Origin of the sequence: Phocaeicola vulgatus ATCC 8482 (assembly GCF_000012825.1) — a bacterium.
GTDB classification, from domain to species: domain Bacteria; phylum Bacteroidota; class Bacteroidia; order Bacteroidales; family Bacteroidaceae; genus Phocaeicola; species Phocaeicola vulgatus.
Window position 1 is genome coordinate 3,476,065 of record NC_009614.1, and the last position, 23,379, is coordinate 3,499,443.

The 23,379-nt window shown below is 45.9% G+C and carries 15 protein-coding genes; 12 read left to right on the top strand and 3 right to left on the bottom strand.

The annotated features are described in order from the left end of the window. Window positions 1-14: 14 nt before the first annotated feature. On the bottom strand, window positions 15-2,126 hold the full coding sequence (locus BVU_RS13730; RefSeq protein WP_011965720.1) for a KamA family radical SAM protein: 2,112 nt from the start codon (window positions 2,124-2,126) through the stop codon (window positions 15-17). Between the two features lie 319 nt (window positions 2,127-2,445). Here BVU_RS13730 and BVU_RS13740 point away from each other — a divergent pair, with 319 nt between their 5' ends. The 5 genes from BVU_RS13740 to BVU_RS22385 all read left to right on the top strand — a co-directional run bounded on the left by BVU_RS13740 (window position 2,446) and on the right by BVU_RS22385 (window position 11,619). After that, a complete protein-coding gene (locus BVU_RS13740; RefSeq protein ID WP_011965721.1) occupies window positions 2,446-5,757 on the top strand; it encodes an MGH1-like glycoside hydrolase domain-containing protein in 3,312 nt (1,103 codons plus the stop codon). 51 nt (window positions 5,758-5,808) lie between these two features. Then, entirely contained in the window at window positions 5,809-8,565 is a 2,757-nt protein-coding gene (locus tag BVU_RS13745; RefSeq protein ID WP_011965722.1) for a glycoside hydrolase family 78 protein, read from the top strand. Between the two features lie 57 nt (window positions 8,566-8,622). Then, complete coding sequence (locus BVU_RS13750) at window positions 8,623-9,963, top strand: glycoside hydrolase family 28 protein (RefSeq protein ID WP_011965723.1); 1,341 nt, start codon at window positions 8,623-8,625, stop codon at window positions 9,961-9,963. A gap of 8 nt (window positions 9,964-9,971) precedes the next feature. Beyond that, the gene (locus BVU_RS13755; protein ID WP_011965724.1) at window positions 9,972-11,312 is read left to right on the top strand and encodes a hypothetical protein; all 1,341 of its coding nucleotides are present in this window, start codon (window positions 9,972-9,974) and stop codon (window positions 11,310-11,312) included. A 133-nt stretch (window positions 11,313-11,445) separates the two neighbouring features. Next, window positions 11,446-11,619, top strand: coding sequence for a hypothetical protein (locus tag BVU_RS22385; RefSeq protein ID WP_155519065.1), 174 nt, complete (start codon window positions 11,446-11,448; stop codon window positions 11,617-11,619). A 155-nt stretch (window positions 11,620-11,774) separates the two neighbouring features. Here BVU_RS22385 and BVU_RS13760 read toward each other — a convergent pair whose 3' ends face one another. Further along, entirely contained in the window at window positions 11,775-14,912 is a 3,138-nt protein-coding gene (locus tag BVU_RS13760) for an ATP-binding protein (protein ID WP_011965725.1), read from the bottom strand. A gap of 337 nt (window positions 14,913-15,249) precedes the next feature. Between BVU_RS13760 and BVU_RS13765 the strand changes: the two genes are divergently transcribed. The 6 genes from BVU_RS13765 (at window position 15,250) to BVU_RS13790 (ending at window position 21,604) form a co-directional block, all read left to right on the top strand. Next, complete coding sequence (locus tag BVU_RS13765) at window positions 15,250-16,086, top strand: AraC family transcriptional regulator (protein WP_005848036.1); 837 nt, start codon at window positions 15,250-15,252, stop codon at window positions 16,084-16,086. Window positions 16,087-16,178: 92 nt separating this feature from the next. Continuing rightward, entirely contained in the window at window positions 16,179-16,769 is a 591-nt protein-coding gene (locus BVU_RS13770; RefSeq protein WP_008667272.1) for a DUF417 family protein, read from the top strand. Window positions 16,770-17,090: 321 nt separating this feature from the next. Beyond that, window positions 17,091-18,614, top strand: a complete 1,524-nt coding sequence (locus BVU_RS13775) for a Do family serine endopeptidase (protein ID WP_005843252.1) — start codon at window positions 17,091-17,093, stop codon at window positions 18,612-18,614. A 239-nt stretch (window positions 18,615-18,853) separates the two neighbouring features. Continuing rightward, the gene (locus BVU_RS13780; RefSeq protein WP_005843258.1) at window positions 18,854-19,714 is read left to right on the top strand and encodes a sigma-70 family RNA polymerase sigma factor; all 861 of its coding nucleotides are present in this window, start codon (window positions 18,854-18,856) and stop codon (window positions 19,712-19,714) included. Window positions 19,715-19,935: 221 nt separating this feature from the next. Then, window positions 19,936-20,331: a hypothetical protein gene (locus BVU_RS13785; protein ID WP_011965726.1), complete on the top strand. Its 396-nt coding sequence runs from the start codon at window positions 19,936-19,938 to the stop codon at window positions 20,329-20,331. Window positions 20,332-20,341: 10 nt separating this feature from the next. Then, complete coding sequence (locus BVU_RS13790) at window positions 20,342-21,604, top strand: clostripain-related cysteine peptidase (RefSeq protein ID WP_011965727.1); 1,263 nt, start codon at window positions 20,342-20,344, stop codon at window positions 21,602-21,604. Here BVU_RS13790 and BVU_RS13795 read toward each other — a convergent pair. Further along, a complete protein-coding gene (locus BVU_RS13795) occupies window positions 21,588-21,986 on the bottom strand; it encodes a hypothetical protein (protein WP_005843266.1) in 399 nt (132 codons plus the stop codon). The genes BVU_RS13790 and BVU_RS13795 overlap by 17 nt on opposite strands. Window positions 21,987-22,088: 102 nt before the next feature. Between BVU_RS13795 and BVU_RS13800 the strand changes: the two genes are divergently transcribed. After that, window positions 22,089-23,342, top strand: coding sequence for an Nramp family divalent metal transporter (locus tag BVU_RS13800; RefSeq protein WP_005843268.1), 1,254 nt, complete (start codon window positions 22,089-22,091; stop codon window positions 23,340-23,342). The last annotated feature ends 37 nt before the right edge of the window (window positions 23,343-23,379 follow it).

The following is a 23,379-nucleotide window of genomic DNA, read 5'->3' on the forward strand; positions in this document are numbered from 1 at the left end:
GTCACATTGACAAATTAGCAGATTGATTTATTATCAACTACTGACAAGTGACTATACTTTTCTGTAATCCGGAATCCCGGATCGGGATAATTATATAAGGGGAAGCGGTGTTCTGTTTCTCCTTCCATATATTTCCACAGACTGGCATATTCTTCTTTCTTCTCGCCCATTTCCTGCAATTGCAGCATATATTGCCAGATAGACTTGTTTTCCTTGATGTATATTTTTTTCATCTGATGAATAATCGGACTATGCTGGCGGGTTGGGTCATGGTCAAATTCCAGTATCCGTTTTCCCTCTTTTGTCATACCGATAGTTACGAAAGTCATGCTCTTGCCTATACCCGGCAGGTTCAGTACGTTGCGGTCTGTTGCTACGAAAGGAATCTGATGGAAGGTGCAGAAACGCTGTACGGCTGCCGCACGGTCTTTACTGTTTCTCAACAGGTTCAAAAACTCCTTTTCTTGCTCTGCGGAGAGTTTTCCCCATACCTTTTCCTCTTCTTTCTCCTGCAAGGAGCGGCTGTTCGGTGTGAATACGGCATAATTCTCCTCAAATCCTTTTACCGAGAAGGTGTAATAGCATAGTACACCCAGCCCATTCAATACTTTGCGCAGTTTGGCGGTGTGTCCGCGACGGGAAGCAGCCACATTATATACTAACTGGTTGGTGATAGTCCACCCGGCTGCCAGTATCTTGCGGATAGCTTCACGCGCTTCGGGTGTTACTTCCAGCGGAGTCTGGAAATGCGTTTGAATCAGAAATTGGCTGACTCCTACGGCAGATGCCTTTTCTTTGAACTCGCGTAAGATTTCCAATAGCTCGTCATTGATTCGCATGGGCAGATATACCGGGAGCCGGCTGCCCAAGCGTACTCGTTGCAGTTCCGCATATTTCTCTCCTTCGGCGCGGTGCAGGTTTGCGTTCCGTTTGCGGACAGCCATTTTGTAGACGGCTTTCAGTATATTGCGCAGGGTCTTGTTCTGGCTCATCAATGCATCGCCTCCTGTAATCAGGATATCCCTGAACTGAGTGTCGTTCTCGAAATATTCCATCAGTTTTCTCAACCTCTTGTCCCAGCTCTCTTTCGGCTTCAATTCCTCGAAGTTGAAGTTCAGACGTTCACTTTGAAAGTCGTACATGCGCTGGCAGGATGCACATAGGCCGCCGCAGGCACGTCCCATCGAGTCGGGGATAAGAATGGCCACATCGGGATAACGGCGGTGAATGTTGTGTCCGTCCGGCAGCAGCCATCCGGCAGCGTTGGGCTTTCCGTCCTCTACTGCATCTTCTTTTTCCCATGCGTGGATGTTACCGTAAGTTTCTACCAATTGGGAAGAGTACAAGATATAGCTGCGTATGGCTTCGTCATCATATCCTTTTCCGGTAGGATTCAATAATGACAAATAATAAGGGGTGATGAAGACAGGCATTCCTTTCTTGCGTGCTTTGTGATAAAGCTGCAAGGTTTCTTCGGACAGGGAGTTGCCTAGCATCCGGTTCAGTTCGGTAGGGTTTTTTACGGCCATTGCCAGATGAAAACGGGCTTCGTTCCACCATTGGCAGACCAGCCGGCGTTTGTCCTCTTCCGTGCTTCCTTCGGGAAAAAGGTAGCGGCTGGAGGGTGCGTGTCTGTTTTCTATTTTCTGGATAAGAAGGGAGATGATACGTTCTTTGTTTTGTCGGCGGATAGCCCGGACATCCTCATTCAGTCCGCTGGGCCAGCGTTTCATCCACTGTTGCACTTGTTTTTCATCAGGTAGCTCCTCTTCTTCGTGATAAAGCCGGTCGAACTGGTGATACAGGTCAATCCATAAATCAACGGAAATCTCTTCATTGATGATACGATTCGTTAAAAACTTCCAAAGCAGTGAGATGGTTTCTATTTTAATCTCCTGTTCTGTAGAGGCTTCGTAAATGGTTTTTCCATCGTTATCTATCAGTCTTTTAATTTGCCTTGCGGCAGCAGGATTGTAAATAGGACCGGATAATAGATAATCGTTCAGCTTGTTTTTGAAAGCTGTTTCATCCTGGCTTTCTGAAGCCAATGAAGTGAGTTGGGTTAATCGGGTTTCGAATAGTGTTTTAATGCCATGGGTGGATAACATCTTATTCTTTTGTTTCATAAGCAAACGGTTGTTAAGAAAGTGAATACTATAAATAACATATTTCTCGTAGAAAAGTTATCAAACTGTTAACTTCATGCTGCTAATATAGTAAAAAAGCTTCTTTTATGCAAATTCATTAACAAAAAGACTCTTTTTATAAATAGCATTATTTTATAGAGTACATTTGCTTTGTGCTTTCGTCTTTTTTTAAAGCCCGGAGCTTTTATCGGGAAACGAAGAAATTCGTAGTTTTGTAGAGCTTTGCTTGTTTGCAGGTCAATCAAGCTGAAGAGAAACCTCATTTTAATAAATGGAAAAACAACATAGAAGTAAATAAATGGAACTGAAACAACTTTTTACCTTTGCAGCAGCCTGTTCGCTGGCACTTTCGGTATCGGCGCAAGATAGAGTACACTATACAGGCACGGAGCTGTCTAACCCTACCTGTCATGACGGGCAATTGTCACCCGTGGTAGGGGTACACAATATTCAGGTGATGCGTGCCAACCGGGAACATCCTGCACCCGATAACGGCAATGGATGGACATACAATCATCAGTCCATGTTGGCTTATTGGAACGGACAATTCTATATGCATTATCTTTCCGATCCTTCGGACGAGCATATTCCTCCCTCACAAACTTTCCTGATGACCTCGAAAGACGGTTATCACTGGACAAACCCGGTGACCCTTTTCCCTATCTACCGGGTTCCCGATGGCTATACCAAGCCCGGACGCACAGACAAGGCAAAAGATCTGGATGCCATCATGCATCAGCGTGTAGGCTTTTATGTGTCAAAGAGCGGCCGACTGATAGCCATGGGAAACTATGGCGTGGCGCTGGACAAGAAAGATGATCCGAATGACGGGAACGGAATAGGCCGTGTAGTTCGCGAAATTAAAAAGGACGGTTCCTTCGGCCCCATTTATTTCATTTATTATAACCATGCGTTCAATGAAAAGAATACCTCTTATCCTTATTTTAAACGGAGTAAAGACAAGGAGTTTGTAAAAGCCTGTCAGGAGATTCTGGATAATCCCCGCTACCGTATGCAGTGGGTGGAGGAAGCCGACCGCAATGACCCGTTGATTCCTTTACACAAAGAATACAAAGCGTATTGTGACTATACCTTGCCCGACGGCCGTTTGGTAAGCCTGTGGAAACACGCCCTGACTTCCATCAGCGAGGATGGCGGAAATACATGGGCGCAACCGGTGGAACGTGCGAAAGGTTTCGTAAACAGTAATGCGAAGATATGGGGGCAACGTTTGAGTGACGGTACATACGCCACGGTGTATAATCCTTCCGAGTTCCGCTGGCCACTGGCTATTTCGCTGAGTAAGGACGGCCTGGAATATACCACTTTGAACCTGGTGCACGGCGAGATTACGCCGATGCGTTACGGAGGTAATTATAAATCATTCGGTCCTCAGTATGTACGGGGTATTCAGGAAGGTAACGGGACTCCTCCCGATGGTGATTTATGGGTGACTTACAGTATGAATAAAGAGGATATGTGGGTGTCTCATATTCCTGTGCCTGTCCGCGCACATGCCAGCGAGCATGCTGACGACGATTTTGCCGGCTACAAAGATTTGAGCGAACTGACCGACTGGAATTTGTATTCCTTGCAGTGGGCTCCCGTATCACTGGATGGAAAATGGCTGGTGCTGCAAGACAAGGACTTATTCGATTATGCCCGTGTGGAGCGTAAGATACCTGCTACAAAAGAACTGAAAGTATCTTTCGAACTGATGGCGGAACAGAACGATAAAGGACTTTTGCAGATAGAATTTCTGGATGAAAACGGCATTGCCTGTTCCCGTCTGGAACTGACTCCCGATGGACTTTTCCGTGCCAAAGGAGGTGCGCGGTTTGGTAATTTGTTGAAGTATGAACCGGGCAAGACGTATAAGGTAGAAGTGGAGCTTTCTGTTGCCAACCGCATGGTAATTGTCTATGTGGATGGAAAGAAAGTGGGGCAACGTATGTTCTTTGCGCCCGTTCCGGCCATCGAGAGAGTGATGTTCCGGACCGGAGCGCAACGGACTTATCCTACGGTGGATACCCCGGCGGACTGGTATGGCATTCTGCCGGATGCGGGTGAGCAGGAACCCTTGTGCACCTATCGTATAGCCAACTTTAAGACGGCTTCTGCTGATAAGGATGCCGGTGCGGCTTTCTTGAAATATAAGGATTTCAAGCCCTATGTGGATTATTTCAACAGCATGGAGGATGAGAATATAGCCCAGGCTATTCCCAATGCCCGTGCATCTCAATGGATGGAAGAAAACATTCCTCTTTTCGAGTGCTCTCAAAAGAACTTCGAGGAAATGTATTATTATCGTTGGTGGACGCTGCGCAAGCACATCAAGGAAACTCCGGTGGGCTATGGTATGACCGAATTTCTGGTAAACCGTTCGTATGCCGATAAATACAATCTGATAGCTTGTGCCATCGGTCATCATATTTATGAGAGCCGCTGGTTGCGTAATCCGGAATACTTGAATCAGATTATCCATACTTGGTATCGGGGTAACGAAGGAGGCCCGATGGCCAAAATGACCAAGTTTAGCTCGTGGAATGCGGATGCGGTACTGGGACGTTACATGGTCGATGGAAACAAGGAGTTTTTGTTGGATATGGTAAAGGATTTGGAAGCGGAATATGCCCGTTGGGAAAAGACAAACCGCCTGCCCAATGGACTTTATTGGCAGGGAGATGTGCAGGATGGTATGGAAGAATCCATCAGCGGAGGCCGTCGTAAGCAATATGCCCGTCCCACTATCAACAGTTATATGTATGGCAATGCCAAAGCACTCTCTCTTATCGGCATCATGACAGGAGATGAGGGCATGGCCATGAAATATGGATTGAAAGCCGATTCCATTAAAACATTGGTACAGGATAAGTTGTGGAACACAGACCATCATTTCTTTGAAACGATGCGTGGAGATGCGTCCGCCGAGGTACGCGAGGCTATCGGCTATATCCCTTGGTATTTCAATTTGCCGGATGCTTCTTCCAAATACACTGTGGCATGGAAGGAAGTGATGGACGAGAAAGGTTTTTCCGCACCTTACGGACTTACCACTGCCGAGCGCCGTCATCCTGAGTTCCGCACGCATGGCGTAGGTAAGTGTGAATGGGATGGGGCTATCTGGCCGTTTGCATCTGCACAGACTTTGACCGCAATGGCCAATTTCATGAATAATTATCCTCAGACTGTATTGACAGATAGCGTGTATTTCCATCAAATGGAACGCTATGTGGAGTCGCAGCATCACCGTGGCCGCCCCTACATAGGCGAGTATCTGGATGAAGTGACCGGTTATTGGTTGAAAGGAGATCAGGAACGCAGCCGTTATTACAATCATTCTACTTTTAATGATTTGATGATTACCGGTTTGATAGGGCTCCGTCCGCGCATGGATAACACAGTGGAGGTGAATCCGTTGATTCCCGAAGGAAAGTGGGATTATTTCTGTTTGGATAATGTGTTGTATCATGGCCGTAACCTCACTATTTTGTGGGATAAGGACGGCAGCCGTTACCAGCGTGGAAAAGGTCTGCATATCTATGTGGATGGAAAGGAAGTGGGACACGCCGATACATTGACCCGTGTCCTTTGTGAGAATGTGCTATAAATTTGAATAAAGGGGATGTCTTAAGATAATAAACAGACTGTTGAAAGAAAAATGAATTACAGAAAATTCTTAATAGCCGCTTTGTTAGTTATGTCTTTCGCCGTGCAGGCGAAAGACATAACTGTTACCCGCCTGACGTGTGAGATGCGCGACGGAAGAGTGACCACCTCTGATACCCCTCGTTTGGGATGGCAGATGAGTTCGCCGGAAAATGGCACGCGGCAGACCGCTTATGAGATAGAGATTCGGGATGTATGGGCAGGAAAAGTAGTCTGGAACAGCGGCAAAGTAAAATCCGCTCAAAGCCAGTTGGTTTCCTGTGCGGATGCGGTCTTGGAGAAGGACAGGCATTATACTTGGCGTGTCCGTGTCTGGGATGAGGCTGATACGCCTTCGGCATGGAGTGCCCCCTCTGATTTCAGTATCCTGACTTCCGAAGCGGCTTTCGCCGGCAGTGAATGGATTGGGGCTATTACCCGTAAGGATGCCCGCATACCCGAAGGTCGGAAATATCATGGCAGTGAACTGAAAAAGCCTGAGGCAAAGGCCGCCTGGGCTGCTGTGGATACTTTGGCAAAGAAAAGTATTTATCTGCGCCGTGAGTTCTATGTGGCAAAGAAAGTGAAAGACGCCACGGCGTATGTATGTGGCTTGGGCTTTTATGAATTTTCGCTGAATGGAGAAAAAGTGGGAGACAGCGAATTTGCCCCTCTTTGGAGCGACTATGACAAAAGTGTCTATTATAATACTTATGATGTCACCTCGCAAGTGAAGAAAGGCGGTAACGCTATCGGAGTCCTGTTGGGAAATGGATTTTACAATGTGCAAGGCGGCCGCTATCGTAAACTGCAAATCAGTTTCGGCGCTCCCACGCTTCGTTTCCGGATGGTGGTGAATTATGAAGACGGAACCTGTGAAACGATTGTTTCCGGAAAGGACTGGAAGTACGATTTCAGTCCCGTACTGTTCAATTGCATCTATGGCGGAGAAGATTATGACGCCCGCCGTGAGCAGAAAGGCTGGAACATGTTCGGTTTTAAAGAGCAGGATTGGCGTCCTGTCGTGATTCAGGAAGCCCCCAAAGGGGTGCTTCGTCCGCAGATAGCGCAACCGGTGAAGATCATGGAGCGTTATGATATCCGGAAAGTGACCAAGCTCACCGCTGAACAGATAACAGCCGCCTGCAAGTCAACCAAACGGACGGTGGACCCCTCTGCCTTTGTGCTGGATATGGGACAGAACCTGGCCGGTTTCCCCGAAATTACCGTCCGTGGAAAGAAAGGGCAGAAAATAACTTTGCTTGTATCCGAATCCCTGACGGACGAAGGAGCTTGCAATCAGCGTCAGACCGGCAGACAACATTATTATGAATATACCCTGAAAGGGGAAGGAGTGGAAACTTGGCACCCTCGTTTTTCTTACTATGGCTTCCGGTATATTCAGGTGGAAGGCGCTGTGCTGAAAGGGCAGAAGAATCCCTTCCGTCTTCCGGTGATCCAGAAGATACAGTCGTGCTTTGTTTATAACTCGGCTCCTAAAATATCCACCTTCGAATGCTCCAACCGCATATTCAATGATGCCCACCGGCTGATAGAGAAAGCGGTGCGAAGCAATATGCAGTCCGTGTTTACGGATTGTCCGCACCGGGAGAAACTGGGCTGGCTGGAACAGGATCATTTATGCGGTCCCGGTTTACTGTACAATTATGATTTGACGGGCTTTGTTCCTCAGACTCTTCAGAACATAGCCGATGCACAGCATGCCAATGGCGCGGTTCCTACCACTGCTCCGGAATATGTGGTGTTCGAGGGCCCCGGTATGGATGCTTTTGCCGAATCTCCCGAATGGGGATGTACCTTTGTGGTATTACCCTTCATGTATTATGAGACGTATGGGGATGATTCATTGATCAGAAAATATTATAACGGAATGCGTCGTTACATTGATTACCTCACTACCCGTGCCGATAATGGAATTGTTTCTTTCGGATTGGGTGACTGGTATGATTATGGAGATTTCCGGGCCGGTTTCTCGCGTAATACGCCTGTTCCTCTGGTGGCTACCGCCCATTATTATATGGTTGTACGCTATCTGGCGGAAGCTGCGCGTATGCTGGACAACCGGTATGATGTGGCCTGTTACACCCGTTTGAGCGAGGAAATCAAGGAGGCATTCCATCGGGAGTTTTATCACAAGGACACTCGTCAGTATGGTACGGGAAGCCAGTGCAGCAATGCCTTGCCTTTGTTCCTGGGAATGGTTCCCGCCGATGACAGACAGGCGGTGCTTGATAATCTGGTAGCGGATATAAAACGCCACGGCAACCGGCTGACCACCGGTGATGTGGGTAACCGTTATCTGTTCCAGACTTTGGCGCGTAACGGGTTGAATGAACTGATGTACACCATGCACAACCATGAAGAAGCACCCGGCTATGGTTTCCAGCTGAAATTCGGAGCTACCACGCTGACCGAGCAATGGGACCCGCGGCAAGGTTCTTCGTGGAATCATTTTATGATGGGGCAGATTGATGAATGGTTCTTCAACTCGTTGGCGGGTATCCGCACCGTTGAGGGAAAACCGGGAATGAAGGAAATAGAAATACGTCCCCGTCCGGTAGGCGATTTGACATATGTCCGTGCCTCTACCCAAACCTTGTACGGAAAAGTAGCGGTAGACTGGACCCGCGAGGATGGAGTCTTTACATTGAAAGTAACGATACCTGTAGGGTGTACGGCACGCGTATTCCTTCCCGATGAGAAAGAGCCGAAGATAGTGGAAAGCGGAACTTATTCTTTTAAGAAATAAACGCGGTTTTCATAGGAAAAGCCCCCTGAGGGTATTTGGTAAAACTAAAATCAAATAATGAACGATATGAATAAACGTACCTTTTTAAGTCTGTTACTATGTGTTTGCTGTCTGTCTTTTCTGCATGCGGAGCGTGTGGATATGCAGCAGGCAGGTGCCGATGTGCAAGGCAGGAAGCTGAACACAGCATTGATTAATTCCACCATCGACCGCCTGAACGCCCATGGTGGAGGAACCCTCTTTTTTCCCGCAGGAACTTATCTCACCGGTTCCATCCACATGAAAAGTAACATCACTCTGGAACTGGAAGCAGGAGCCACCTTGAAATTCTCGGAGAACTTTGACGATTTCCTCCCTTATGTGGAAGTGCGTCATGAGGGAATCATGATGAAAAGTTTCCAACCGCTGATTTATGCCGTGGATGCAGAGAACATCACCATCAAGGGTGAAGGGACACTGGACGGACAGGGCAAAGCATGGTGGACGGAATTTTTCCGCGTCCTTGTAGATCTCCGGGACAACGGCAAGAGAAACATCAACAAGTACCAGCCCATGTTCGAGAAGGAAAACGACCTGAAAGCCCTTTACGCCGAAACCAACGAAGACTGGCACGGCACATTGGACCGTCGTTTCTTCCGTCCCCCTTTCATACATCCCATCCGTTGCAAGAATGTACGGGTAGAGGGCGTGAAGATTATCAACTCTCCCTTTTGGACCGTAAATCCTGAGTTTTGCGATAATGTGACCATTAAGGGCATTACCATCCACAATGTGCCTTCCCCCAATACGGACGGCATCAACCCTGAGTCTTGTAAGAACGTACACATCAGCGACTGCCACATTTCGGTAGGCGACGACTGCATCACCATCAAATCCGGACGTGACCTGCAAGCACGTAAACTGGGCGTTCCTTGCGAGAATATCACGATTACCAATTGCACCATGTTGAGCGGACACGGTGGTGTAGTTATCGGCAGCGAGATGAGTGGGGGAGTGAAGAAAGTGACCATCAGCAATTGTGTCTTTGACGGAACCGACCGGGGGATTCGTCTGAAATCCACCCGTGGTCGCGGAGGCATTGTAGAAGATATCCGTGTAAGCAATATTGTGATGAGTAACATCAAGAAAGAGGCTATCGTCCTCAATCTGAAATATAGCAAGATGCCTGCCGAACCGAAGAGTGACCGTACTCCGGAATTTCGTAATATCTATGTGTCGGGTGTGACGGTCCGTGATGTGAATACCCCCATTATGGTGGTAGGCCTTCCCGAAGCGCCTATTACCGGTATTGTGATGCGTGATGTGTATATTCAGAATGCCAAGCAACGCTGTGTTTTTGAAGACTGCAAGGACTTGGTGCTGGATGATGTGTATGTGGATGGTAAAGAAATAAAATAGACTTCCCGATGAAGAAACAACTATTATGGTGCATGGCGGCACTCTCTTTTTCCGCTGCATCTGCACAAACTTATGAAACCCGGTTCGCACGTCCGTTATCCGATGTGTTGAATGACGTTGCCGCCCGTTTCCAGGTCCGCTTGAAATATGACGTGGATACGGTGGGGCGTGTGCTTCCGTATGCCGATTTCCGTATCCGGCCTTATTCATTGGAGGAAACGCTGACCAATGTGCTTTCCCCCTTCGATTATAAATTCGTAAAGCAAAGTGACAAGGTATATAAGTTGAAACCTTACGAATACGCCCGCCGCACGGATGCCGACGGAGAAAAAATGCTGGCATACCTTAGTGGTTTATATAGTGATAAAAGTCAATGGGAACAGCGCAGGGAGATTCTCCGCAAAGAGGTGCGCCAACGTCTGGGACTGGATGATATGCTGGGGAAAACAGTGAAGGATGCAAAGCCTGTTCTTTCCAAAATACGCAAATTTGATGGCTATACCGTGCAGAACTTTGCATTGGAAACCTTGCCGGGGCTTTATGTCTGCGGTTCAGTCTATGCCCCCCGCACCAAAGGCAAACATGCACTGATTATCTGCCCCAATGGTCATTTTGGACAGGGACGCTACCGCAAAGACCAGCAGCAGCGCATGGCGACTCTGGCACGTATGGGGGCTGTCTGTGTGGATTATGACCTGTATGGTTGGGGTGAATCCGCCTTGCAGGTAGGAGGAAAGGCGCACCATACTGCCGATGCGCACACCATTCAGGCTATGAACGGAATATGGATACTGGACTATATGCTGGCAAACCGTAAAGATATAGATCCTGCATGCATCGGCGTGAACGGTGGTTCCGGCGGAGGAACGCAGACGGTGTTGCTTACCGTCCTGGACGACCGTTTTACAGCTGCCGCCCCTGTGGTCAGTCTGGCCTCTCATTTTGATGGCGGTTGCCCGTGTGAAAGTGGCAAGCCCATCCAGTTGGCAGGTGGAGGAACTTGCAATGCGGAGCTGGCCGCCCTGTTTGCCCCGCGTCCCATGCTGGTGGTTTCCGACGGAGGAGACTGGACAGCCACGGTTCCCCGTTTGGAATATCCTTACTTGCAACGCATCTACGGTTTTTACGGTGCGACGGACAAGGTGAGCAATGTACATTTGCCGCAAGAACGCCATGATTTCGGTCCGAACAAGCGCAATGCGGTTTATGATTTCTTTATAGACGTGTTCGGCCTTGACCGGAACATGCTGGATGAAAGTAAAGTAACCATTGAACCGGAAGACGCATTGAAGAGCTTTGGTGAGAAAGGTGAGAAACTGCCTGCCGGAGCCTTGAGATATAAAGAATGATTTTGTCGTTTATTTATTAGGTTAAGAGTTAGTATAGAATCTCCCTCTTGCATAGCCTGTGAAGGTGAGCAAGGGGGAACTTTTTTTAGATATGGGGGATTAATACTTTTTGTCGGGTATATCAGGTCTTGTCATGCAGACTGTTAAGTCTTTTTGTGCGGACTGTTACTATAGTCTTCGGCAGTGGACCGTACGGTCTGCTACAGTGGACTGTACGGTCTGCCGCAGTGAAACATACGGACTGCTGTCGCAGTCTGTAAAAGGTGACCGTAAGAAATGCTTTAATGGTACTGAAAAAAAGACTTAATGGAGCTGAAGTGATGAATTAACTTCGCATTTACGTTATAATCAGCTTTAGTTTCCCATCCTTGTGGCGCTTTCGGTCGTTTTCTTGTTTATAGTTGCGGAGTCAGATCGGTCTCTACGTCGGATTTCGGCTGAGTATAATGGAAAAAACGGAGATTATAACAAGATAATGCGTTTCTGTAATATGGCAGCAATCTGTTGTCTCAGTTGCGGGGCGCTGATGGGCTTGGCCATATAGCCGTCGAAGCCGTTTTCCATGGCCCGTTGTTCATCACTGGCATAGGCGAAAGCGGTAACAGCAATGATAGGCACATCCAAGGATAGTTTTCGTATTTCCCGGGTGGCCTCATAGCCATCCATCACCGGCATATTGATATCCATCAGAATTATCTGAGGGGTATGGAGCTTATACAAATTGACCGCCTCTTTTCCATCCCAGGCATGTACCAGGTTATATTCTCGTTTCAAGATAGATTGGAATAGCCGGTAATTGCTCTCATTGTCTTCGGCGATCAGAATGGTCAGCTTGTCTTTTTGCACGGAAATGAGTTGATGCTCTTCCTCTCTCTTGTTCTCTGCAGCGGCAGGCTGGTAGGGAATGGTGAACCAGAAAGTGGATCCTTTTCCTTCCTCAGACTCAACACCGATGCGTCCTCCCATGTGCTCTACAATTGTCTGGCAAATGGATAGCCCCAGTCCTGTACCCTGTACAAAAGAGTTCAGTTTGACGAAACGTCCGAATATGGAGTTCACTTTGTCGGCTGGAATGCCGCAACCGGTATCTTTAACATAGAAATAAAGTTCTTTGTCGCATAGTTTGTAGCCGAAGGTGATGCTTCCTTGTGAGGTAAATTTGCTGGCGTTGTTCAGTAAATTGTTCAGTACCTGCATCAGACGGTTCTTTTCCGTTCTTATGAGGCAGGAGGGAAGTCCTTTCTGTACAATCAGTTGAATGCCGTTGCTCTCTGTCCGATAACGGGTGACACTTTCTATCTCGGAAATAATATCATTCAGTTCTATGTTGCAATAGCTGAACTCTAATGTACCGGCCTCTATTTTCGATAAGTCCAGTATGTCGCTGATTAATTGCAGCAGCAACGTGTTGTTACTTTCAATGATATTGATATATTCCTGCTTTTCCTGTTCCTCTTCTGCAGCAGCAAGGATGTTTGAGAAACCGATGATAGCATTTAGCGGAGTGCGTATTTCGTGGCTCATATTGGCAAGAAAAGCGGACTTCAGCCGGTTGGATTCTTCCGCGCGGTCCTTGGCTGAAAGCAGTTCGTCTTCCATTTTCTTCCGTTCAGTTATGACTAGGGAAGATCCTACCAAAGTGAGCGGCATTCCGTTTTCGTCTTTGCTTTCCACTGCTGCCTGCGCCTCTATCCAGTCTATTTTCCATTGTGTTCCGTCATTGGCCAGCACGCGGTATTCCTCTTTTACTTTCTCTATTTTCCCGTCTGCCAGGTCACGGTAGGCCTGTATCACGCGCGGGCGGTCTTCTTTAATGATTTTAGCGAAGTATTGCTCGTCCGAAACGCTCAACTGATCTTCGCTGATGCTTCCCGGCATGGCCGCCATGACAATGGGGCGGTTGAGGTCGCATAAAATGGTATGGTCTTTCAAATTCCATTTCCAAGGTACGATGTTGGCTACTTCCAGTGCCATGGAAAGTTTATGGTTCGTGGCGCTCAGCATTTGCTGCGCATTGTGCAGTTCGGTGCTGTCCATGCAGAACACATCCACTGTGTCCGGTTCGGTAGAGCAATTCAGGACAACATCATAGAAGATGTTGACGGTCTTAAAATAATATGGGAAGGTGATCGATTTCTTTTCTTTTAAGGTGAGTTCCATGAAATGGGTGAACTCCGGCAAGGACTCCGGGAAAATTTCAGAGGCTCTTTTCCCTATCACCTCGGATTTGGGCAAGAAACATCGTTCGAAATAGCGGTTGACATCCATATAAATGCTGTCTGCGATATTCCCTTCTTTGTCCCATATTACCTGTTCTTTCATGTAAAGGATAGGCATATTGTCTATCAGATTGGTATATTGTGTGTTCGTGTCTATTTCATTTTGCTGGGCGCGTCTCAGCGCTTTCAGCATTTGGATGCGTTTTTGCTGTGCCACGGCCATCAGTATAAAAGCAATGAGTACACTTAGGATGATCCATTTATATTTGTTCAGAAAGTTGGCCGGTTTGTCATAGAAAACGGTGTCACCAGGGCATAGGTCGGGATCGAGTCCTTTATTTACCAGTCTTGTGTAGTTGAATGCGGGGTGTGCTTCGTTGGGTTCATAAAAAGGTATGTCGCTGGCTTTCTTCCCATGTAGTATCTCGTCTATCGTTTTCAGTAATTGCCTGGTAAAGATTTGGTCATTATACATGTATCCTCCTACCATGCCGCCGTCATCCATACCTGCATAGCGGATGGTGAACAAAGGGGCGGAGATGCTGGCGATACTTCTGTAGGCATTAATCAGAAAATTGCTTGAAGTGAACGATTCGGTGAACCAGGTGGATACCAGAATGCCTGTGGTCTTGTCTGTTTTACGCACGGCGTTATATAGCTGATGCAGACTGTTGGTACGCGAGGAGATGTATTCGTAATCCATTTGCGGGTATTTGTCTTTAATCAGCTCTCGCAGTTGCTTGTCATATTCCGGATTGGGGTAGATGCCGTCTCCCAGGAAAATCAGTTTCTTCATACCGGGAATCATCCTGCACATCAGTTGCACGTTTTCTTCCAGATAGATGGGGGTGTGCATGTAGGTGAAATTGAACTCTTCTGCCAATTCGCTCATGTGTGTCTTTTCTTCGGGGGTGACTGTATCTCTCTGTCTGTAGAATTTCTCATGGTATACATAGGGGTCGGCTCCGCATACAATGGCAGGTACTTTACCCCATAAAGATTGAATCTCTTCTCTGAAAATCAGGCTCATGCTCCCAATGAATACCAGCAGGCGGGGAGGGGTGGAGCCGTATTTCGAAGAAAGAATTTCTGAGAATCTCTCGATTTTAGTGGAGTCGCCTACCATAAAAAGATTCAGATGCTCTATGTAAGCGTCCATGTTCTCTATTCCGGCTATTTTGTGAACGATGGGGGTGGTGATGCTGTTGCTCCAGGGGGAGGATTCGTTGTAGCTGTTCAGAATCAGAATATAGTTCCCCTCCTCGGTGTTTTCCTGTACATGGGAGGCTTTGCCGATGGTTGCAAAGAAGGTGAATATACAGGTACATATCAGTAACCGTTGTATATGGGCTACACACGTTCTTTTAAGATTTCTGTCCATTATTGATGTCCTACTCTTCTTTTGTTATATAGCTATGATGCTTGTGATGCAACAAATGTACTATTAAATTAATGAGTGGACGAAGAAATGGAAAAGTTTAACAAATATTAAAAGAGACAGGACGGGATGGAAAGTTTTCGTATAGGCAGATGGGAGATGATTGGATGGGAATTCCTGCCGGCCGATATGGCAGTGGGGCGCGAATGCTGATAAAGGGAGTGGGAGGGGAAGTCATTCTTTTGTTCTATTTCTTTTTTATATAAAGGAATAGTCTTATATTTATCCCGTCATCTTATTTTTGAAAAAGTAGGGGAACATCACTTAATCAGAAGTAGTTATGGAATATCACTTACGTACTAAATTGAATGGAAATATAGCAATGACTTCCTGTTTCCATGAAAACTCCTTTTTGCAGTGTGACAGGAGTCTTTATAAATTTATATGGGTGCGGCATGGAGCGTTGGATGTGGAAGTGGATCATGTGGTGATGCATCTGGAAAAAGAGGAAATGATTTCGCTTACTCCTTTGCATCATGTGCAGATAAGGGGAGTGGACGGTGAATACCTCACTTTTTTATTCAATAGTAACTTTTATTGTATTTACGGGCATGACAGCGAGGTGTCTTGTAACGGATTCCTGTTTAACGGTTCTTCCCGTGTCATGCGTTTGAAGCTTTCGCCTTCCCAGTCGGCCCGTCTTGACAGTATTGTCGATATTTTCAGGGGGGAGTGTGGAATACAAGACAACTTGCAGGAAGAAATGTTGCGTATTATTCTGAAACGTTTCATTATCACTTGTACCCGCATAGCCCGTGAAAAGTTTGATGTGGACCCGGGACGTGAGAACATGTTTGATGTGATTCGTCAGTTTTATGTACTGGTTGACAGTCATTTTAAGGAGAAGAAGCAAGTACAGGATTATGCTGATATGTTGTGCCGTTCTCCCAAGACTATTTCTAATCTCTTTTCCCTTTACGGACTTTCTTCTCCTTTGCGTGTCATTCATGAACGCGTGGATGCGGAAGCCAAGCGCTTGTTGCTTTATACGGGTAAGAGTGCGAAAGAAATCAGTGAGATTCTGGGATTTGAGGATTTGGCTACGTTCAGCCGTTTCTTTAAGAAAATGAACAAGGAGAGCCTTTCGGAATACCGGAAAAGAGAGAAGCGGGAATAATTGCCAACCTATATGGGGAAATTGCCATTTACCGGAGGGGGAAAACCACCGACCTTTGCACCAGGAAGTTAAATCTTTTAATAATGAAAGCAATGATGGCAAAATTAAAATCTCTGTTTGTTGCGTTTTTAACAATAGCAGCATCTGCCCAAAAACTGGGTATCAATCTTATCCGTGTGGCAATCCTTGTAATTTTTGTATGGATTGGTGGTCTGAAATTCTGGAACTATGAAGCCGAAGGAATTGTGCCTTTTGTGGCGAACAGTCCCTTTATGAGTTTCTTTTATACCAAGGACGCTCCTGAATATAAAGAATATAAGCTGAAAGAAGGCGAACTCGATGAAACGAAGCACCTGTGGCATGAAGAGAACAATACTTATGGGTTCTCTCATGGATTGGGTATTTTGATTATGGGGATCGGTATCTTGACGTTTTTAGGCATCTTCTCTCCGAAAACCGGTTTGGTGGGGGCCGGACTGGCTATTGTCATGACATTGGGCACTTTGTCTTTCCTTGTAACAACGCCCGAGGTGTGGGTCCCCGATTTGGGAAGTGGCGAACAGGGATTCCCTTTGCTGACGGGCGCCGGTCGTCTGGTCATTAAGGATATTGCTATTCTAGCAGGAGCTGTTGTCGTTCTTTCGGATAGTGCGGGAAGGGTATTGAACCAGTTGAAAAAGTAAAGTTGGAAAGACCGGTCACGGACATGCTCTTTTATAGGGGGGGTATATGGATGCATTCCGGCGAGAGGCAAGTATTTCCTGCAAGACATAAATATCTATGAGGCAAGTTGCATCCTGTGTCATCTTGCTGTCTGTCAGCTATTGATAATGAATGCAAATTTGGCAGATTCTGCGGTTAACCCCTGTTAAGTGCTTATCTGTCTGTGTTAAAAGAGGAAAAAAAACTCTGACAAACGGTACAACCGTACAATATTTGTCATTACATTAGCGTCATAAATGTTAAACCAAACTTGAAATTAACAAATTAATAGATATTAAGTTATGAAACAAGCAACTAAAATGGTACTAGGCGCAGCAGCAATTGTAGCAGTCAGCGCAGGTGTAGCAGGAGTAACGGCTTATTCTATGTTGAAACCCGAGCCAAACAAAAGCGTGGCTTTTAATGATGTGTTCCAACAAAATCCGAATACAAGACTCGCCGCGTTGGACGCCACTCAAATGCAACCGGTGGATTTGACTCAGGCAGCGGAAAATTCAGTGCATGCAGTAGTTCATATAAAGTCAACTCAAGAATCAAAGACTCAGACGGTTACCGTTCGTGATCCGTTCTATGATTTCTTTGGTGATATTTTTGGAAATGGCAGAGGCGGCGGTCAGCAGCGTCAGGTGCAGACTCCTGAAAGAGTGGGATTCGGTTCCGGAGTGATCATCTCGAAAGATGGATATATTGTAACGAATAACCATGTAATCGATAATGCTGATGTGATCAGTGTCAAACTGAATGACGGACGTGAATACAAGGGACGTGTAATCGGCACAGACCCCAGCACGGATTTAGCGTTGGTTAAAATTGAAGCGGATGAGCTTCCTACGATTCCCGTGGGCAATTCGGAGGCTTTGAAAGTAGGTGAGTGGGTATTGGCTGTGGGTAATCCCTTTAATATGACTTCTACGGTAACAGCCGGTATTGTGAGTGCCAAAGCCCGTTCTTTAGGGGTATATAATAATGGTGTGGAATCTTTCATCCAGACAGATGCTGCGATCAACCAAGGCAACAGTGGTGGTGCATTGGTGAATGCAAGGGGTGAACTGGTAGGTATCAATTCCGTACTTTATTCACCTACAGGAGCTTATTCGGGTTATGGGTTTGCTATTCCAACCAGTATTATGACGAAAGTTATAGCCGACTTGAAAGAATATGGAACCGTTCAGCGTGCGGTATTGGGCATCAAGGGTACTCCGATTAATGATGACCAGCAGATGATGCCGGAAGAAATCAAGAAGAAGGTGAAGGAACTGGGCGCCACCGACGGTGTGTTGATTGCTGAGATAATTGAGGGAGGTTCTGCGGCCGGCAACTTGGAAGTAGATGATGTCATTATCGGTATTGACGGAAAACGTGTGAAGAACTTTGCTGAGTTGCAGGAGGGGTTGGCTAAACACCGTCCGGGTGACAAAGTAACCGTCAAGGTGTTGCGTGACAAGAAAGAAAAGGATATCGAGATGACCTTGAAGAATGCACAGGGAACAACGAAAGTGGTGAAGAGTGCGGGCATGGATATCTTGGGCGCAGCATTCCGTGAAGTTCCTCAGGAATTGAAGAGACAATTGAATTTGGGATATGGTGTGGAAGTCACAGGTGTGACAGACGGTAAGATGAAGGCTGCCGGTATCCGTAAAGGCTTCATCATCCTGAAGGCAAATGGACAACCTGTCAAATCAGTAAATGATTTGGAAGATGTGCTGAAAGCTGCTACCCAGTCACCGGATCAGGTATTGTTCCTGAGTGGTATGTTCCCATCAGGTAAACGTGCGAACTATGCAGTGGATTTGACACAGGAATAAGAAGATTTTTAAGGTAGAAAGTTTCAATAGGTAAAGTTTAGAGGATGCACGGTAAGGGTTACTTCCGTGCATCCTGATTTTATAGTCAAACAGGACTGATAACCTTATTTTCGCAAAATATTTAGGAAAAGAAGGACAAAGATAGTCTTTTTTGATTTATTAGCTAATATTTTTCAAACAAAAATGGATGTATTCCATTTAATGTTGTAAATTTGCATCCCAAATTTGTTTTATAGAGAATGAGACAATTAAAGATTACCAAAAGTATCACTAACCGAGAGAGCGCATCTCTGGATAAGTATTTACAGGAAATAGGCCGTGAAGACCTGATTACTGTAGAGGAAGAGGTAGAGCTCGCTCAGCGTATCCGTAAAGGCGACCGGGTAGCATTGGAAAAACTGACACGTGCCAACTTGCGTTTCGTCGTGTCTGTAGCCAAGCAGTATCAAAATCAGGGGTTAAGTCTTCCTGACTTGATTAATGAAGGCAACCTGGGATTGATTAAAGCAGCCGAAAAGTTCGATGAAACCCGAGGCTTCAAGTTTATCAGTTACGCCGTATGGTGGATTCGTCAGTCTATTCTCCAGGCATTGGCAGAACAGTCACGTATTGTCCGTTTGCCGTTGAATCAGGTAGGCTCGTTGAACAAGATCAGCAAAGCCTTCTCTAAATTCGAACAGGAAAACGAACGTCGTCCTTCTCCGGAAGAACTGGCCGATGAACTGGAAATACCTGTAGACAAAATCTCGGACACGTTGAAGGTTTCAGGACGCCACATTTCTGTAGACGCTCCTTTTGTGGAAGGAGAAGACAACAGCTTGCTGGATGTGCTTGTGAACGACGACTCGCCTATGGCAGACCGTTCCTTGGTTAATGAGTCACTTGCGAGGGAAATTGATAGAGCACTCTCTACGCTGACCGAAAGGGAGAAGGATATTATCCAGATGTTTTTCGGTATTAATACGCAGGAAATGACGTTGGAAGAAATCGGCGATAAATTCGGCCTCACTCGTGAGCGCGTACGCCAGATTAAAGAGAAAGCCATTAGAAGATTGAGACAAAATTCGCGTAGCAAGCTGCTTAAGTCTTATTTAGGGTAAGAAAGATTCGGTTTCCGAAAAGAAAACAAAGCACAAGATGGAAGGTTGCTTCCGTCTTGTGCTTTTGTTCATAATATACCAATAATGCCTATCGGCTGCACTATGTGCCGTATGGTAATGGGCACATCAGCAAATTATTATAGTTAATTAATCTATTACTTTTTCGTATTTGTCCGTAAATAACTACTTTTGTCCTCTAATAAAATTATAAAATTAGAATTATGAAATCCATAAAGATTCTGTGCTCTTTATTATTGGTACTGACGGTATGCTCGGCATTCTCATTGAAAGGAAGTAAATCTGTTTATATAGTAGGCGTATCCGCATCGTTTACAGATTCATTGGTTTATTTCACGGAAATCCAGTTGCTGGACAGTGTGAGGCTGGATAAGAATAAGATGTTGCCGGAACGCTCACAATACAGTTATCAGCTGAAAAATTATCTGGAAAACGAGGAAGGGCTGACGAACCGTACTTGCTTTGTTTATTTCTCGAACAGCAGAAAGAAACTGCAGAAGACCATCAACAAGATGAAGACCAAGTATCAAAAAGGAAAGACCTTGCTGATTCGCGAAGTGAACCCCAATGCATTCAAGTTCAAGAAACCGGAAGAGTAATCCTTTTCTTATGAAAAAGATTCTATTTCTATTCTTGGCAGCCTGCTTTTTCTTCTCTTGTGAGAAGGAAACAATCGTGATTCCTCAGCAACATGCCGGAAGAACGGTTCTGGCATTCTTTTGGGCGGATAACAGTTTGAATTCCAGTTTGCGTGATAATATTCAGACGATGATGCAAGGACTTCAGGCTATGAAGGATTCGGCTGCTTTATTGGTATATTGGGATGGTGAGGCTTCGGATATCAGTTGGCCGGAGCCTTGTATCGTAGAATATGTAACCAATGGTCAGGGGGGGATCAACAGCCTGTCTAAAGGAACGATAGATGCAATGATGGCTGATAAGAATACATCTATCTATGATTTGATTGGTATTGGTAACATCAGAAAAAAATATCCCCCTCAGACATCAACGGAGAAAACCGTCATGCAGACAGTGATAGGTGATATGATGAGTGCTTACCCGTCGGAAAGTTATGGAATAATCTTTGGATCTCACGGTTCGGGATGGTTGCCCACTATTACCGGCACCCGTTCTATAGGACAAGATGGCGGGCGGTATTCCAGTGACACAGCGTTGATACCGGAATTGGCGGAAGTGTTGCGTACGGTAAATCCTCAAAAGTTTGATTTTGTCTTGTTTGATGCGTGTATGATGGGGTGTGCCGAGGTGTATTATGAGCTGAAGGATGCTGCCAGATACTGTATCGCTTCTGTACTTGATATACCGGCAGCCGGATTTCCTTATGCAAGTGTGATGCCTTATTTGTATGAAAATGCGATCAAGGATTATTTGGAGCCAATCTGTAAAGATTATATAGATTATTATAACTATATTGGTTGGGGAACCATTTCGGCAGTGGATTGCAATCAGATGGAAGGCTTGGCGGAAGCGGTCAGAAGTGTGATTTTGTCCAATCAGGATAGCCTGAAGAACGTGGATACAGCTGATTTGCAGCAATATGGCAAAGGCAGCAGCAGCTTCAAAGGATATGCCTATGATATGTTACAGTTTATTGGAAAATTGTGTGGAGGAATGGCTCCGGACGATTTTACGCAACAATTAAAGAAGACGGTCATTTATACAGATTATACTCATGATCCCACCTCATCCTTGTACAGAATAGATGGGGATAACTACAGTGGAATGGGTATGTATATCCCCAATTCATTCACCACTCCCAAATATTTGCTTTGGAACAATTATTTCAAGTCTTCCATAGCGTGGTATCATGCATCCGGATGGGCTGAAACGGAATCTATTTGGGGGAATTGAAGGAGAATGCAGCCAGTTGCCTTTTACTTGATCCCGAATAATAGATATAGCGGATGGAAGTGCCGAATTTCCGGTATTCCTCCATTTCCACCGAGTTGTCTACTGCATCCTGCAGGGCTTGTTTAAAGGCGGCATAATGGGTGTTCATATAAGTGGCGTTGTCCAGTTCTCCTGTAACACTGTAGAAATAGCTCACACTATTATCTTTCTCATTATAACAGGTGCTGTCCAGTGTAATCGTTTCGTTCATGCGTGTGGGGCAGGACCGGTTGGTCTTTTCGGCTGTCTGTTTGAATTTACGGACTTGTGAACGGTGGTTATTATTACATCCTGCCAAAGTAAGGATACCTAGGGCCGCTATTATAACTGTTTCTCTTTTCATTATAAATCGGTATTTTGAAGCGAAAGTAAACTATAAGTTTGAACAAAGCAAATGGATTTTTGTTTTTTATTAGTAAGTTTGTGCAAACAAAAAAAGTAAAACATGTCTCGCATTATAGATGAATTAAAACGTACGGACCACAAGCGTTATCTGGGTGGTCTTGATTTCTTTAAATATATTGGTCCCGGATTACTGGTTACTGTAGGTTTTATTGATCCGGGAAACTGGGCCTCGAATTTTGCGGCCGGTTCCGAATTTGGTTACGCGTTGTTGTGGGTGGTGACCTTGTCTACCATTATGTTGATTGTGTTGCAGCACAATGTGGCCCACCTGGGCATTGTGACGGGATTGTGCCTGAGTGAAGCAGCCACGCAGTATTGTCCCAAGTGGATATCCCGTCCCATTTTGGGCAGCGCGGTGCTGGCCTCCATATCCACTTCGCTGGCGGAGATACTGGGAGGAGCCATTGCCTTGCAGATGCTTTTGGAAATTCCCATTGCCTGGGGATCTGTCCTTACTACGATGTTTGTCGTCATTATGCTTTTTTCCAATTCATATAAAAAGATAGAAAGAGCCATCATTGCTTTTGTATCCGTAATCGGCCTTTCGTTTCTGTATGAGTTGTTTTTGGTGGATATTGACTGGCCTGTGGCGATCCGTTCCTGGGTGGTTCCTGAGATACCCCAGGGCAGTATGCTGATTATCATGAGCGTACTTGGGGCAGTGGTTATGCCACATAACCTTTTCTTGCATTCAGAGGTGATACAGAGCCACGAGTACAACAAGCAGGACGAGAGCTCCATTCGTAAAGTATTGAAATATGAATTCTATGATACTTTGTTCTCCATGATTGTGGGATGGGCCATCAATAGTGCCATGATCTTACTGGCAGCCGCTACTTTCTTCCGTACCCGGACTCCGGTGGAAGAGTTGCAGCAGGCGAAGTCGTTGCTTGACCCGTTGCTGGGCAGCCATGCCGGAATCATCTTTGCCCTGGCATTGCTGATGGCGGGGATTTCCTCCACCATAACCAGTGGTATGGCGGCAGGTTCTATCTTTGCGGGTATTTTCGGTGAGTCTTATCATATCAAGGATATCCACTCTAAGGTCGGTATTTTGATTTCTTTGGGGATAGCATTGGTTCTTATCTTCTTTATTGAGAATCCCTTTTACGGACTTATCATTTCTCAGATGATTCTGAGTATCCAGCTGCCTTTCACGGTGTTCCTGCAAGTAGGACTGACCTCTTCCAAACGGGTGATGGGCAAATATGCCAACTCCCGGTGGAGTTCATTTGTGCTTTATACCATTGCGGTGATTGTCTCCGCATTGAATATCATGCTGTTGCTCAGTTGAATAATGTGCGAATTTGCCCATGTGCCAATTGCCATGC

Coding starts and splice junctions, on each gene's coding strand:
- BVU_RS13730 (WP_011965720.1), bottom strand. CDS start 2,126: ATGAAACAAAAGAATAAGATGTTATCCACCCATGGCATTAAAACACTA.
- BVU_RS13740 (WP_011965721.1), top strand. CDS start 2,446: ATGGAACTGAAACAACTTTTTACCTTTGCAGCAGCCTGTTCGCTGGCA.
- BVU_RS13745 (WP_011965722.1), top strand. CDS start 5,809: ATGAATTACAGAAAATTCTTAATAGCCGCTTTGTTAGTTATGTCTTTC.
- BVU_RS13750 (WP_011965723.1), top strand. CDS start 8,623: ATGAACGATATGAATAAACGTACCTTTTTAAGTCTGTTACTATGTGTT.
- BVU_RS13755 (WP_011965724.1), top strand. CDS start 9,972: ATGAAGAAACAACTATTATGGTGCATGGCGGCACTCTCTTTTTCCGCT.
- BVU_RS22385 (WP_155519065.1), top strand. CDS start 11,446: ATGCAGACTGTTAAGTCTTTTTGTGCGGACTGTTACTATAGTCTTCGG.
- BVU_RS13760 (WP_011965725.1), bottom strand. CDS start 14,912: ATGGACAGAAATCTTAAAAGAACGTGTGTAGCCCATATACAACGGTTA.
- BVU_RS13765 (WP_005848036.1), top strand. CDS start 15,250: ATGGAATATCACTTACGTACTAAATTGAATGGAAATATAGCAATGACT.
- BVU_RS13770 (WP_008667272.1), top strand. CDS start 16,179: ATGATGGCAAAATTAAAATCTCTGTTTGTTGCGTTTTTAACAATAGCA.
- BVU_RS13775 (WP_005843252.1), top strand. CDS start 17,091: ATGAAACAAGCAACTAAAATGGTACTAGGCGCAGCAGCAATTGTAGCA.
- BVU_RS13780 (WP_005843258.1), top strand. CDS start 18,854: ATGAGACAATTAAAGATTACCAAAAGTATCACTAACCGAGAGAGCGCA.
- BVU_RS13785 (WP_011965726.1), top strand. CDS start 19,936: ATGAAATCCATAAAGATTCTGTGCTCTTTATTATTGGTACTGACGGTA.
- BVU_RS13790 (WP_011965727.1), top strand. CDS start 20,342: ATGAAAAAGATTCTATTTCTATTCTTGGCAGCCTGCTTTTTCTTCTCT.
- BVU_RS13795 (WP_005843266.1), bottom strand. CDS start 21,986: ATGAAAAGAGAAACAGTTATAATAGCGGCCCTAGGTATCCTTACTTTG.
- BVU_RS13800 (WP_005843268.1), top strand. CDS start 22,089: ATGTCTCGCATTATAGATGAATTAAAACGTACGGACCACAAGCGTTAT.